The sequence below is a fragment of the Kitasatospora sp. NPDC094015 genome (assembly GCF_040304075.1).
GTDB lineage: Bacteria > Actinomycetota > Actinomycetes > Streptomycetales > Streptomycetaceae > Kitasatospora.
In genome coordinates, this window is sequence record NZ_JBEOUL010000006.1 from 249,678 (window position 1) to 263,250 (window position 13,573).

At 71.8% G+C, this 13,573-nt stretch carries 12 protein-coding genes; 5 read left to right on the top strand and 7 right to left on the bottom strand.

What is annotated here, in order from left to right; translation table 11 throughout:
- Positions 1 to 105 precede the first annotated feature (105 nt).
- Together ABT014_RS10610 and ABT014_RS10615 are read left to right on the top strand one after the other, a co-directional pair.
- Positions 106 to 366 (top strand): SCO4848 family membrane protein, encoded by a 261-nt coding sequence (locus tag ABT014_RS10610; RefSeq protein ID WP_350638304.1) that lies wholly within the window; start codon positions 106 to 108, stop codon positions 364 to 366.
- 82 nt (positions 367 to 448) lie between these two features.
- Positions 449 to 1,978 (top strand): DUF6020 family protein, encoded by a 1,530-nt coding sequence (locus ABT014_RS10615; protein WP_350638305.1) that lies wholly within the window; start codon positions 449 to 451, stop codon positions 1,976 to 1,978.
- A 104-nt stretch (positions 1,979 to 2,082) separates the two neighbouring features.
- Here the strand turns inward: ABT014_RS10615 and ABT014_RS10620 are convergent, their stop codons facing one another.
- From ABT014_RS10620 to sdhC, 4 genes are read right to left on the bottom strand one after another with little or no spacing between them, the layout of a single operon-like run.
- On the bottom strand, positions 2,083 to 2,856 hold the full coding sequence (locus ABT014_RS10620; RefSeq protein ID WP_350638306.1) for a succinate dehydrogenase iron-sulfur subunit: 774 nt from the start codon (positions 2,854 to 2,856) through the stop codon (positions 2,083 to 2,085).
- On the bottom strand, positions 2,856 to 4,598 hold the full coding sequence (gene sdhA, locus ABT014_RS10625) for a succinate dehydrogenase flavoprotein subunit (RefSeq protein WP_350638307.1): 1,743 nt from the start codon (positions 4,596 to 4,598) through the stop codon (positions 2,856 to 2,858). Before sdhA ends, ABT014_RS10620 begins: the two co-directional genes overlap by 1 nt.
- A 58-nt stretch (positions 4,599 to 4,656) precedes the next feature.
- The gene (sdhD, locus tag ABT014_RS10630) at positions 4,657 to 5,148 is read right to left on the bottom strand and encodes a succinate dehydrogenase, hydrophobic membrane anchor protein (protein ID WP_350638308.1); all 492 of its coding nucleotides are present in this window, start codon (positions 5,146 to 5,148) and stop codon (positions 4,657 to 4,659) included.
- Between the two features lie 6 nt (positions 5,149 to 5,154).
- Positions 5,155 to 5,535 (bottom strand): succinate dehydrogenase, cytochrome b556 subunit, encoded by a 381-nt coding sequence (sdhC, locus tag ABT014_RS10635; RefSeq protein WP_350638309.1) that lies wholly within the window; start codon positions 5,533 to 5,535, stop codon positions 5,155 to 5,157.
- A gap of 243 nt (positions 5,536 to 5,778) precedes the next feature.
- Between sdhC and ABT014_RS10640 the strand changes: the two genes are divergently transcribed.
- Entirely contained in the window at positions 5,779 to 6,534 is a 756-nt protein-coding gene (locus ABT014_RS10640) for a hypothetical protein (RefSeq protein WP_350638310.1), read from the top strand.
- Positions 6,535 to 6,539: 5 nt separating this feature from the next.
- On the opposite strand, the gene ABT014_RS10645 is transcribed toward ABT014_RS10640, so the two are convergent.
- The 3 genes from ABT014_RS10645 to ABT014_RS10655 form a co-directional block, all read right to left on the bottom strand.
- On the bottom strand, positions 6,540 to 7,034 hold the full coding sequence (locus tag ABT014_RS10645) for a 2-oxo-4-hydroxy-4-carboxy-5-ureidoimidazoline decarboxylase (protein ID WP_350638311.1): 495 nt from the start codon (positions 7,032 to 7,034) through the stop codon (positions 6,540 to 6,542).
- Between the two features lie 361 nt (positions 7,035 to 7,395).
- Positions 7,396 to 8,154, bottom strand: coding sequence for an SDR family oxidoreductase (locus ABT014_RS10650; protein WP_350638312.1), 759 nt, complete (start codon positions 8,152 to 8,154; stop codon positions 7,396 to 7,398).
- Between the two features lie 161 nt (positions 8,155 to 8,315).
- Positions 8,316 to 10,394 carry a S53 family peptidase gene (locus ABT014_RS10655; protein ID WP_350638313.1) on the bottom strand — a complete coding sequence of 693 codons (2,079 nt, stop codon included), beginning with the start codon at positions 10,392 to 10,394 and terminating at the stop codon, positions 8,316 to 8,318.
- 383 nt (positions 10,395 to 10,777) lie between these two features.
- Between ABT014_RS10655 and ABT014_RS10660 the strand changes: the two genes are divergently transcribed.
- Entirely contained in the window at positions 10,778 to 12,049 is a 1,272-nt protein-coding gene (locus tag ABT014_RS10660; protein ID WP_502894925.1) for an amidohydrolase, read from the top strand.
- Between the two features lie 280 nt (positions 12,050 to 12,329).
- Positions 12,330 to 13,394 carry a BMP family lipoprotein gene (locus ABT014_RS10665; RefSeq protein WP_350638314.1) on the top strand — a complete coding sequence of 355 codons (1,065 nt, stop codon included), beginning with the start codon at positions 12,330 to 12,332 and terminating at the stop codon, positions 13,392 to 13,394.
- The last annotated feature ends 179 nt before the right edge of the window (positions 13,395 to 13,573 follow it).

The following is a 13,573-nucleotide window of genomic DNA, read 5'->3' on the forward strand; positions in this document are numbered from 1 at the left end:
CCGGTCCTCCGATCGGGTACCGGTGACTGATCCGTCCGGCGCACTGCGCATACTGGACGTGCCCCCGGGGCCGGACCCGCGCCCCACCCCGCCCGAAGGACCGTCATGAAGCTCAGCCGCCGCACCTCCTGGTTCCTCACCGCCTTCGGCGTCTGGTCCCTGATCATCTGGACCACCTTCGTGAAGAACCTCTGGAAGGACTCCGGCGGCCAGGCCTTCCTCGACGGCGACCACTCCCGGCCGACCGCGTTCTTCTGGGTCCACCTGACCCTCGCCGTCACCTCGTTCGTCCTCGGCGCGGCCGTCGGCGCCATCGGCGTCCGCGGCCTGCGGGCCGGCGCCGGAAAGAGCGCTCCGACCTCCTGACGCCGGGCGTGGGTGCTGCTGTAGCCTGCGCGGGACGCCAGGGCGCGAGGGCGGCCCGGGCGCACCAGGAGGGGGCTGCGCGATGACCGGCGACACCATGCTGCGACGCCCGCCGGGCACCGGCGGGCCGGGGCTGCGCGAGCGGGCGGTGGCCCAGCACCGCAGGGTCCGCCCCAGCCGGCGGATGCCACTGGCCGTCGCGGGCCTGTGCCAGGTGGTGCTGCTGCTGTGGTGGCTGGCCGCGTACCCGGCGTTCGTGAGCTACGACTCCGCGATGTACGTCTGGCAGGTCACCGACCCCGGCCACTGGACGGCCGACCACTCCGCCCTCTACGACGCGATCGTCCTGTGGTCGCTGAAGCTGACCGGCAGCGTGGCACCGGTGGTGCTGCTGCAGACCGTCGGGATGTCGCTCGGGCTCGGCTACGCCGTCTCCGCACTGGCCCGGCTGGGCGCCCGCGCCCGCTGGAGCGCGCCGGCCGCGGTCGCCCTCGTCGTGCTGCCGCCGACCGGCACCTTCGTGGTCTTCCTGTGGAAGGACGTGCCGTTCACGATCTGCGGCGTCTTCCTCCTCGCCGCCGCCCTGCGCCTGCTGTCCCGGAAGCTGGACGGCACCATCGGCCACGGCGGCCGGGCGCTGCGCCTGGACCTCGCGGTCTTCTTCCTCGCGATGCTCGGCCTCGGCCTGTTCCGCAACAACAGCTACGGTCTGATGCTGGTCGTGGCCGTCCTGCTGCTGGCCGCGCTCCCGCTGGTCCGCCGCCGGATCGCCCTGCTGACGGCCCTGTCGCTGGCCGTCCCGCTCGCCCTCAACCTGTGGGCGTACTCGGCGATCTGGGACATACACCGGCCGCCGGCCTCCTCGGTCTACGCGCTCAACTACGACGACCTCGCGGTGGCCTACCACCGGGACCCGGCCGCCTTCGGCGCCGAGGACCGGGCCGTGCTGGCCGCGGTCGCCCCGCTGACGACCTGGGACGCGGCCGGCTACCAGTGCTTCTCGGTCGACCCGCTGACCAACTGGGGGGAGGGCTGGGACCGCCACCAGGCCGCCGCCCACAGCCACGAACTGATGTCGATGTGGGGCCGGATCGTCCTCGACCACCCCGACTACGTGGTCGACGCCCGGCTCTGCCGGAGCCACATAGCCTGGGCGATCTTCGCAGGCCCGGCCGACCGGGCCGGCGACACCGTGGTGCAGAGCCCCAAGGCCTCGCCCGACCTGTTCGGCTTCACCGCCCCCGGCGGCGACCTGGAGCACAGCCGGTACGCGGACGCGCTGCGCCCGCACCCGGCCGCTCAGCCGCTGCTGCGGGCCGCGCTCTGGCTGCACGACCTGTTCCGGGCACCCCAGCTGGACTGGCTGTTCTGGCGCGGCGCCGTCTGGTGCTACCTCGGCTACGCGGCCCTCGCGGTGTACGCGCGCCGGCGCGGCTCGTTCGCCGTCCTCGCGGTCGGCGGGGCGGTCCTGCTCGGGCTCCAGCTCAACCTGATCGTGGCCAACGCCGCCCCGCACTTCCGGTACATGGCCCTGGCGCTGTTCGTCGGCCCGCTGCTGCTCCCGCTGCTGGCGGCCGGCCGGGGCGGGGCCCGCACCGCCGCCCGTCGCTGAACCGCCGGCCGCCCGGCACCGGCCGGGGCGGCAACGCCGAAGGGCCCGCCCGGTGCGAGACCGGGCGGGCCCTTCGACATCGCGGCCACCGGCCGCGGGAGGTGCTAGAAGCGACGCGTGACGAGCGCGCGCTTCACCTCCTGGATCGCCTTGGTGACCTCGATGCCACGCGGGCAGGCCTCCGAGCAGTTGAAGGTGGTCCGGCAGCGCCAGACGCCCTCACGGTCGTTCAGGATCTCCAGGCGCTGCTCGGCACCCTCGTCGCGCGAGTCGAAGATGAAGCGGTGCGCGTTGACGATCGCGGCCGGGCCGAAGTACTGGCCGTCGTTCCAGAACACCGGGCAGGACGAGGTGCACGCGGCGCACAGGATGCACTTGGTGGTGTCGTCGAAGCGCTCGCGGTCCTCGGCGGACTGCAGCCGCTCGCGGGTCGGCTCGTTCCCGTTGGTGATCAGGAACGGCATGACGTCCTTGTACGCCTGGAAGAACGGGTCCATGTCGACGATCAGGTCCTTGAGGACCGCGAGGCCCTTGATGGCCTCGACCGTGATCGGCTTCTCCGGGTTGACGTCCTTGATCAGGGTCTTGCACGCCAGCCGGTTGCGCCCGTTGATCCGCATCGCGTCCGAGCCGCAGATGCCGTGCGCGCAGGAACGGCGGTAGGTCAGGGTGCCGTCCTGCTCCCACTTGACCTTGTTGAGCGCGTCCAGGACGCGCTCCTTCGGGTCCATCTCCAGCTGGTAGTCGACCCACACCGGGTCCGGGTGCTCCTCCGGGTTGAACCGGCGGATCCGCAGGGTGACGGTGATCAGCTTGACACCGCCGGCCTCAGCCGCGTCCAGAGCGGCCGAGTGCTGCTCCACAGTCGGAGTGCTCATCAGTACTTACGCTCCATCGGCTGGTAGCGGGTCGTGACGACCGGCTTGTACTCGAGGCGGATCGAGGTGGAGCCGTCGGCGGCCACCTCCTGGTACGCCATGGTGTGCTGCATGAACTTCTCGTCGTCACGGGTCGGGAAGTCCTCGCGGTAGTGACCGCCGCGGGACTCCTGCCGGGCCAGCGCGGAGATCGCCAGCACCTCGGCCAGGTCGAGCAGGTTGCCCAGCTCCACGGCCTCCAGGAGGTCCGTGTTGTAGCGCATGCCCTTGTCCTGGATCGCGACGTTCTTGAAGCGCTCCTTGAGCCCGGCGATGTCGGTGACCGCCCGCTTCAGGGTGTCGCCGGTGCGGTACACCGAGGCGTTGGCGTCCATCGACTCCTGCAGCTCCTTGCGGATCTGCGCGACGGACTCGGTGCCGGTCGACTCGCGGAGGCCGTCGATCATGGCCTCGACCAGCTCGGCCGGGTTCTCCGGCAGCGGCACGTAGTCGGCCTTGTCCGCGTACGCGGCGGCGGCCAGACCGGCCCGGCGGCCGAACACGTTGATGTCCAGCAGCGAGTTGGTGCCCAGGCGGTTGGCGCCGTGCACCGAGACGCAGGCCACCTCGCCGGCGGCGTACAGGCCCGGGATCACGTCGGTGTTGTTGGCCAGCACCTCACCCTCGACGTTGGTCGGGATGCCGCCCATGGCGTAGTGCGCGGTGGGCTGGATCGGGATCGGGTCCGTGTAGGGCTCGATGCCGAGGTAGGTGCGCGCGAACTCGGTGATGTCCGGGAGCTTGGCGTCCAGCTGCTCCGGCGGCAGGTGGGTGAGGTCCAGGTAGACGTGGTCACCGTCGGGGCCGCAGCCGCGGCCGGCCCGGATCTCGGAGTAGATCGCGCGGGAGCACACGTCACGGGACGCGAGGTCCTTCATGACGGGGGCGTAGCGCTCCATGAAGCGCTCGCCGTCCTTGTTGCGCAGGATGCCGCCCTCGCCGCGGGCGCCCTCGGTGAGCAGGATGCCCATCCGCCAGATGCCCGTCGGGTGGAACTGGAAGAACTCCATGTCCTCCAGCGGCAGGCCGCGGCGCAGCGCCACCGCCTGGCCGTCACCGGTCAGGGTGTGGGCGTTCGAGGTGACCTTGAACATCTTGCCGGTGCCGCCGGAGGCGAACACCACGGCCTTCGCCTGGAAGACGTGGATCTCGCCGGTGGCGAGCTCGTAGGCGACGACGCCCGCGGTCCGGCCCTCGTTGATCAGCAGGTCGAGGACGTAGAACTCGTTGAAGAACTCGACGCCGTGCTTGACGCAGTTCTGGAACAGCGTCTGGAGGATCATGTGACCGGTGCGGTCGGCCGCGTAGCAGGAGCGGCGCACCGGCGCCTCGCCGTGGTTGCGGGAGTGACCGCCGAAGCGGCGCTGGTCGATCCGGCCGGCCTCGGTGCGGGAGAAGGGCAGGCCCATCTTCTCCAGGTCGAGGACGGCGTCGATGGCCTCCTTGCACATGATCTCGGCGGCGTCCTGGTCGACCAGGTAGTCACCACCCTTGACCGTGTCGAAGGTGTGCCACTCCCAGTTGTCCTCCTCGACGTTGGCGAGGGCGGCGCACATGCCGCCCTGGGCCGCGCCGGTGTGGGAGCGGGTCGGGTAGAGCTTCGTCAGCACGGCGGTACGGCTGCGCTGGGTCGACTCGATGGCCGCGCGCATGCCGGCGCCGCCCGCGCCGACGATGACGGTGTCGTACTGGTGAATCTGCATGGGGTCTTTAAGCCTCGTCCGGTCTCGATACCGACTAGATGCCGCTAGGAGCCGCGCTCTAGATGTTGGGGTCGAAGGTGAAGATCACCAGGGTGCCGAGCAGGACCGTGAAGACGGTCGTGACGCCCAGCAGGGTCTTCAGCCACAGACGAGTGGAATCCTTCTCCGCGTAGTCGTTGATGACGGTGCGCATGCCGTTCGAGCCGTGCAGCATCGCCAGCCACAGCATCAGCAGGTCCCAGAACTGCCAGAACGGCGAGGCCCACTTGCCGGCCACGAACGCGAAGCTGATCTTCGAGACACCGCCGTCGAGGACGATGTTGATCAGCAGGTGGCCGAGCACCAGCACCACGAGCACGACACCCGACAGGCGCATGAACAGCCAGGCGAGCATCTCGAAGTTGGTACGGGTGCGACGCGGGGTCTTCACGGAACGGGCCCGCGGGGGCTCGACCACGAAAGCGTCGGCGGGGTTGCCGGTGCCCAGGCCCTTGCCCGTGTGGGCGTGGACGGAGGGGACCACCAGGTCCTCGGTGATGTCGTTCGCCATCGCGGATCAGCCCCCGAACCAGGTACGCAGCGTGTGCTGGAGGATCGGGTAGAAGGCGCCCGCCATCAGGACGACCCAGACACCGACGACGGTCCACAGCATCTGCCGCTGGTACTTCGGGCCCTTGGACCAGAAGTCGACGGCGACGACCCGCAGGCCGTTCAGCGCGTGGAACAGGATGGCGGCGGTGAGGCCGTACTCCATCAGGTTCACCAGCGGCGTCTTGTACGTCGCGATGACGGAGTCGTACGCCTGGGGGGACACGCGCACCAGTGCGGTGTCGAGGACGTGGGCGAACAGGAAGAAGAAGATGAGGACGCCGGTGACTCGGTGAGCCACCCAACTCCACATGCCTTCCCGGCCGCGGTACAGCGTTCCAGCCGGCACGGAAAACCCTCCGGAAGCGGATTGGGGGCTCGGCCGGCTTCGGTGTCGGTCAGCCCGGCCGGGTACGGTCCACCGGCCGCCAGCATCCTATCGACGCCGTGTCGGCAACCGCCCCCGGGGGCCTCAGGTGTGATCAAACAGGCACTCACGGCCTAACGGATCCAGGAATTGTCACTCTGGGTGCCGGAGCGGCTGCGCTACGGTGCGTGCGTCCGCCGTCTCCGCCTCCCCGGAGGGCCCACCGTGCCCGACCGCACCGCCCGCCTGCTCTGCTGCGCCCTGCTGGCGCTGGCCGCCGGCTGCACCACCGTGGCGCCCGCCGCCGCCCCCGAACCGGCCGGGCCCGGGCCGGCCCGCGCGCTGGACGCGGGCGGCCTGCGGGCCGCGGTGGTGACCGACGCCGAACTCGGCCCCGGCTACGCCGTGACCCTGATGACCCCGGGCCAGGACACCGCCCCCGACCAGGAGCGGGAGACCGCGGACCGGCCCGCCTGCCAGCCGGTGCTGGACGCGCTGGCCCCCGGCAAGGCGGCCTCCGGGCCGACCGCCGAGGCGGACCTGAGCGTGATCAGGAAGGGCGATCCGCGCACCGCCCTGTACGCCGGGCTGCTGGCCTTCGGGCCCGGGCGGGCGGAGCGGCTGCAGGGCGAGCTGGAGCAGGTGCTGGCGGCCTGCACCGGCTTCACCTCGGTGGCCGGCGGCGGCGCCGCGCCCGGCCGCGGGGTGCAGACCCGGCACCGGCTGACCCGCACCGACACGCCCACCCCGGAGGGAGCGGACGCCGCCACCGCGTTCACCCTGACGAATGAATCGGGAACCGTCACACTGCTCCAGCGCGCCCTGCTGGCCCGGGTCGGCACCGCGCTCGCGGTCTTCTCCACGGTGGGCACCGACCAGGAGCCGGCGGCCGAGCCGGACCCGGAGGTGGTCCGGGCCCAGCTCGCCAAGCTCCGCGCCGCTCAGGGCGCCGGCCGGCCCGAGCCGGGCCGGCCGCGGTGAGCGGCTCAGCGCGCGGCCGGCGCCGAGTGGGTCGCGACCAGGTGCTCCAGCCGGGTCAGGGCGATCCGGCGCAGCTCGTCGGCGGCGATCAGACGCTCCTCGTCGGGGTCGTTGGTCAGCCGGGTGCGGATCGAGGTGAGCACGATGTCCAGCATCTCCTCGGGCGCCACGCCCTCCAGGCAGACCACGAACACGTGCCCGAACCGGGCCTCGTACGCGGCGTGCGCGGCCCGCAGCGCGGTGTGGGCGGCCTGGCTGCCGGGCGCGCGCATGCCGAGCAGCGGCTGCGGCATCCAGCTCTCGTCCGCCAACGCCTCGGCCAGGTCGGCCGGGCGCAGGTCGTAGGAGGCCTCGCTGGCGGCGGCGAGCAGTGACTCTATGTCGGGGTACGGGCGGTGGGCGGTGAGCCGGAGCGCCCAGCGGTGGCTGCCGCAGCAGGCCAGCAGGGCCTCCTCGGCGGCGCCGGCGTCGGCCTCGTTGAAGCGGTGAAGCCCGAGCAAGGACGGTGCCGTCCGCGCGTCGAGACGCTGCGGCGGGATGTCGCTGGCCAGCGGGTCCTCCTCGTGAGGGCGGGAAGGGGGTGTCGGTCCGCGGGCAGGCGGCCCGGGGCACCGGTGAACCGTGGTGGCAGAGACGAAACTAGGGCCGACGGATGGCGGGAACTGCCGGGGCGGAAGGGAACGGGCCGGCCGGTACGGGGCCGGGTCGGGCAGCGGCACCACGGTAGTTGAGGGGTCATCAGTTGGGCAGAGGGCGCGCAGAATTCACTCGAACGAGCTATCAAGTTGTGACGTTGACACCTGCCTGTCAGTTGACCGGGACGACCGGACGGCGCGCCGCCCGGTCGTCCGCGCCCCCTGTTCAGAGCTCCCGGTGCACCTTGTGGTTGGCCGCCTGGGCGCGCGGGCGGACCACCAGCAGGTCGATGTTGACGTGCGGGGGCCTGGTCACCGCCCAGGCCACGGTGTCGGCCACGTCGGCCGAGCCGAGCGGCTCGGCCACGCCCGCGTACACCGCCGCGGCCTTGGCCTCGTCGCCGCGGAAGCGGGTCACCGCGAAGCCCTCGGACCTCACCATCCCCGGCGCGATCTCGATCACCCGGATCGGCTCGCCCACCAGTTCCAGCCGCAGCGTCGCCGCGATGGTGTGGGCGGCGTGCTTGGCCGCCACGTACCCGCCGCCGCCCTCGTAGGCGGCCAGCGCGGCGGTGGAGCTGAGCACCAGCACGGTGCCGTCGCCGGTCGCCCGCAGCGCGGGCAGCAGGGCCTGGGTCACGTTCAGCACGCCGATCACGTTGACCTCGAACATGGCCCGCCAGTCGGCCGGGTCGCCGGCCTCCACGCTCTCCGCGCCGATCGCCCCGCCGGCGTTGTTGACCAGCACGTGGACCGGGCCGACCTCGGCAGCGAAGGCGTCCACGGCCGCCCGGTCGGTCACGTCCAGCGGGTACGTCCGGGCGGTGCCGCCGGCCGCGGCGATCTCCTTGGCCAGTGCCTCGATCCGGTCGGTGCGGCGGGCGGTGACCACCACCTCGAAGCCGTCCTCGGCCAGCCGGCGGGCGGTCGCCGCCCCGATCCCGCTGCTGGCACCGGTGACCACGGCCACCTTGCGCTCGGTCATTGCCACTCCTTGAGAAGTCCGGGTGCCCTGTGCCCCGATCATCTCAAGCGCGCCCGGACGGACGCCGGACGGCCCCGCGGAGCCCGGACGGGACGGGACGGGCGCCGGACGCCGGACGGCCCCGGTGCGCGGGTGCGCACCGGGGCCGTCCGTGGGGTGGATCAGCGGCGGGGCAGCTTGAAGGACTTGAAGAAGTCCTTGCCGGGGGTGCCGACGCCGGTCGCGGTGTCGTAGCCGCAGGTGGCCTTGAGGCCGTAGTCGGCGGCCAGCTTGTAGAGCCGGACCCGCAGCGAGCCGCTCACCACGCCGAGGTCGACCACGTTGCCGAACTTGGTGTGCACGGCCGCGTCGTCCACGTCGCGGAAGGCGGCGCTGTGCGCCCGGTCGTAGATGGCCGGGTTGGCGAAGCCGATCGCCCGGCCGCCGCGCACCTCGATGGCGTCGGCGATCATGGCCGCGTACTCGGGGGAGGAGACCGAGGTGCCGCCGTAGCCGCCCTCGCTGTACGCGCCGTCCGCGGTGAAGCCGACCAGGGTGGCGGCGACCAGGTCACCGCTCATCGCGACGTCCGGGGTGGCCCGCAGCGGGGTCTTCGAGACGGTGCCGTCGGCGGCCTTCTTGGCGACCGAGTCGGGCACCACGCCCTGCTGGTACCAGGGCTGCGGGAAGTCCTTGGAGACGCCGCCGCCACCACCGAAGTAGAAGAAGCCGGGGAACGGGCTCCACGACTTCTGGTCGTCCGAGAGCACCGAGCGCTGGTCGCCCATCGACACCTCGTGGCCGTAGCGGCCCGCCTTGTCGCCGAGCTCCAGGGCGGTGCCGCCGACCGAGGTCACCCACGGCGAGGCGGACGGCCAGTCGGCCTGCGCCTGGTTGGTGTCGGCCTGGCAGTTCACGCCGGTCGCCGCGGCGCCGGGGGAGCTGTCGCCGCAGTCACCGCTGGAGAAGGTGAAGCCGATGCCCTGGACCGCGCCCAGCTGGAATATCTGGTTGTCCGCGGCGACCACGGCGGGGTCGATGTCCCCGCCGGTGCCGTGCATGATCTCGCCCCAGGAGTTGGAGACCACGTCGGCCAGGTGCTCGTCGACGACCTTCGCCATCGCGGCGTTGAGGTCGTCGTCGTAGCAGGAGTTGGCGCCGACGTAGACCACCTGGGCGCCCGGCGCGAGGCCGTGCGCCATCTCGACGTCGAGCGCCTCCTCGCCGGCCCAGCCGGCCGCGCCGCCGCACTCGTCCTCGTGCACCCACTGGTCGGGGGTGACGTACTCCTTGTACTGGCCGGCCGCGAAGGCCTGGTCGCCGTGCGTGGTGGAGAAGTGGTTCGCGTCCTGCTCCATGGTGGGCAGGCCGTAGGCGTCGATGACGGCGATCCGGGCGCCCTTGCCGCTCACCTTGGCGTCCGTGACGCCGTACGCCTTGCGCAGCTGGCTCGGGGTGTACGAGCAGGGAGCGAAGGGCTCGTTCTTCTCGTAGCCGTCCGGCGCGCCCTTGGCGGTCTTGGAGCCGTAGCCGTCCTCGGAGCAGGTCGGGTCGGTCGGCAGCGTGGCGGCCGGCTTCTTGGCCGGGGCGAGGCCGCGCGCGGCGAACGGGGCGGCCTTGGCGTCGGCCTTGGCCTCGGCGTCGCGGACCGAGATGGCGTGCGAGACGTTGGTGTGGACGGCGTCGCTGATGCCGCCCACCGCCAGCACCGAGCCGGCCACCGCGGCCGGCAGGGTGACGTCCGCGGCCGGGGCCCGGCGGACGCTGCCGTCGGGGGCGCGGTAGCTGTGGACGCTGGTGCCGAGCGCCTTGGCCAGCGCGGCGGAGGTGCCGGAGACCTGGAGGTAGTGCGGGGTGCTCGCGTCGACCGTGAGGCCGGCCGAGGTGAGCCAGGCGGTGACCGCGGTGACCTGCTCGGGGCTGGCGCCGAAGCGCGCCTTGGCCTGGTCGGCGTTCAGGTACTGCCCGTAGCTGCGCGAGGACGGGTCCGAGAGCTCCTTCGCCAGGTCGGCGAGGCCCTTGGCGTCCCGGCCGGCCAGGTAGACCCGGGCGGTGGCCGGGGTGGCGTCGGCCACCGCGCCCTGGTCGGCCTGGGCGGTGGCCCAGGCCGGGTGCGTCCCGGCGAGCTGCCGGGCCGCGTTCGGCGCGTCGGCCGGGGTGGCGGCGGTGGCCGGGGTGGCCACCGCGAGGGTTCCCAGGATCAGCGCGGCGGCGGGCGCCGCGGCGAGGCTCCGGGAGAGCCGGTTGCGTGCTGCTGGCACGTCGGGTCCCCACTTCTCGGATCGATGGACCGTCAGCTGCCCTTCGTGAGGGCATGACGGTCCGGGCCGACGGCGGACGAACCGCAGCCGGCGCGGAAGTTGACTGTGCGCTAGCTGTTTATTCGGACTGTTGTGCGCAGCTCAAGACCGCATCCGAAAGCTTTGCCCGGACATGACCGCGGGGAGGGGAAGCCGTTGCCGAACCGGGCCGTTGATGATCACCGTGTCCGCGCGGCCGGGTGTTCGTTGCACAGGGGGGAACCACCCGGGAAGGCGGCTGAAACGAGATGTCATACCCAGTAGCGCGTTCGGTATGCACCCATCCGGGGAGGACTTCCGAGGAAGTCGGGCCAAAAACCCTCCACCGGCCTAGTCTTGTTGAGGTGAACGATCCTCAGCCCGCCAGCCGGGCCGCCCTCGCCACCGCCGTCGACCGCGCTCCGACCGGTCCGGGCTCGGACCTCCGCGCGCGGGTACGGGCCTACGAGGCCGAGCTGATCGCCTTCCGGCGGGATCTGCACCGCCACCCCGAGCTCGGTCGCCAGGAGTTCCGGACCACCCGGCTGCTGCGTGAGCGGCTGCTGGCGGCCGGTCTGCAGCCCCGGGTACTCCCGGGGGGTACCGGGCTGATCGTGGACATCGTGCCGGCGGGCACCCCGTCGGGCACCCCCTTCCTGGCCTTCCGCGCCGACATCGACGCGCTGCCGATCGAGGACGCCAAGAGCGAGGTGCCGTACCGCTCCACCCTGCCCGGCCGGGCGCATGCCTGCGGGCACGACGTGCACACCGCCGTGGTGCTGGGCACCGCCCTGGTGCTGGCCGGCGCGGCGGCCACCGGGGAGCTGCGGCAGCCGATCCGGATGATCTTCCAGCCCGCCGAGGAGATGATGCCCGGCGGCGCGCTGGACGTCATCAAGGCGGACGGCATGGAAGGGGTCGGCCGGATCTTCGCGGTGCACTGCGACCCCAAGGTGCAGGTCGGCCGGATCGGCCTGCGGGTCGGCGCGATCACCTCGGCCTGCGACCGGCTGCTGCTCGGGCTGGACGGCCCCGGCGGCCACACCGCCCGGCCGCACCTGACCACCGACCTGGTCACGGCGGTGGCGCGGATGGCCGCCGAGCTGCCGGCCGCGCTCGCCCGCCGGATGGACCCGCGCTGGGGCGTGAGCCTGGTCTTCGGCCGGATCGCCGCCGGCTCGGCGCCGAACGTGATCCCGCAGCACGCCGAGCTGGAGGGCACCGTGCGCTGCCTGGAGCTGGCCGGCTGGCGGGAGGCCCCGGAGGCGCTGGACGAGCTGATCGGCCGGATCGCCGAGACGCACCGGGCCAAGTGGGCCCTCGACTACCACCGCGGGGTGCCCCCGGTGGTCAACGAGCACGAGTCGATCGCCCAACTGGAGGCCGCCATGACGGCCCGTTTCGCGGCCGGCGCCACCGACCCGGTGGTGGAGGACACCGAGCAGAGCCTCGGTGGCGAGGACTTCTCCTGGTACCTGGAGCACGCCCCCGGCGCGCTGGCCCGGCTCGGTGTGCGCTCGCCGCACGAGAAGGGGATCCGGGACCTGCACCAGGGCGACTTCGACGTGGACGAGCGGGCGATCACGGTGGGTGTCGAACTCTTCGCCTCGCTCGCGCTGGAGCACGGCCGGATCTGAGCCTGTTCGAGCGGGTCGGGGGCTGCTACGGCGGCCCCCGCCCTTGCCCGGCGCGGTTTGTGACGGTTGTGGCCGGCTGGGCGTAGGGTGGTTGTCCGGTATCACTCGGTAGTGACATTCGGTTGAACAACTGTGGCGCTATGTCCGGATTCATCCTGAAGTCGGACCACATTTTGATAACAACCCGAATGCCCTGGCAGGCCGTAACCCAACCGTGTTCTACGCGCGTTACGGTGGCGCTCGACCACGCCAAACGGGTGTGTGAGAAGGAGATACTCCCTTGCGCCGTTCACTCAAGCTCGCCGCGGTGATGCTCTCGGGTTCCCTGGGCATCGCTTCGCTCGCCGCCTGCGGCGCAAAGAGCACCGACAGCACCTCCACCGGCGCCTCCGGCTCCGGCACCGGCTCCATCAAGGTCGGTATGGCCTACGACATCGGCGGCCGTGGCGACCAGTCGTTCAACGACTCCGCCGCCCGTGGCCTCGACAAGGCCAAGGCCGAGCTCGGTGTCCAGGTCAACGAGGCCGAGGCCAAGACCGGTGAGGCCGAGTCCGACAAGGAAGCCCGCCTCAACAGCCTGGTGACCGCCGGTTACAACCCGGTCATCGCGGTCGGCTTCGTCTACCAGGACGCGGTCAACAAGGTCGCCAAGGACAACCCGAACGTCAAGTTCGCGATCATCGACTCCGCGTCGGCCGACCAGCCGTCGAACGTCACCTCGCTGACCTTCTCGGAGCAGGAGGGCTCGTACCTCGCCGGTGTCGCCGCCGCCGCGAAGAGCAAGACCCACCAGATCGGCTTCATCGGTGGTGTCCAGTCCGAGCTGATCAAGAAGTTCGAGGCCGGTTACACCGCGGGTGCCAAGTCCGTCGACCCGAGCATCGTCGTCGACGTCACCTACCTCACCACCCCGCCGGACTTCAGCGGCTTCAACGACCCGGGCAAGGGCAAGGAAGCCGCCCAGGGTCAGCTCGACAAGGGCGCGGACGTCATCTACGCCGCGGCCGGCTCCTCCGGTGCCGGTGCGATCGAGGCCGTCTCCACCGCCGGCAAGTGGGCCATCGGTGTCGACTCCGACCAGGCCGCCCAGCCCGCCCTGGCGAAGTACAAGGACCACATCCTCACCTCGATGGTGAAGAACGTGGACACCGCGGTGTACGCCTACATCAAGTCGGTCAAGGACGGCAACACCATCACCGGTGTCAAGAACTTCGACCTCAAGGCCGAGGGTGTCTCGCTGTCCACCACGGGCAACCACATCGACGACATCCAGGCCAAGCTGAAGACCGCCTCCGACGCGATCACCAGCGGCGCCACCAAGGTTCCGACCGCCCCGCAGAGCTGATCCGGCTCCCGTCCCCCGCCGCCGCCTGCCCGGCGGCGGGGTGACAGCCGTCCGACTCGCAGGGGAGGGGCCCGGCAGGTACGCAGTGCGTACCCACCGGGCCCCCTCCCGTCCCCGCCCCTGATCTCTCCAGCGCAACGAAGCGCCCGACGACCACCCAGGAGATCGCCATCAGCGCT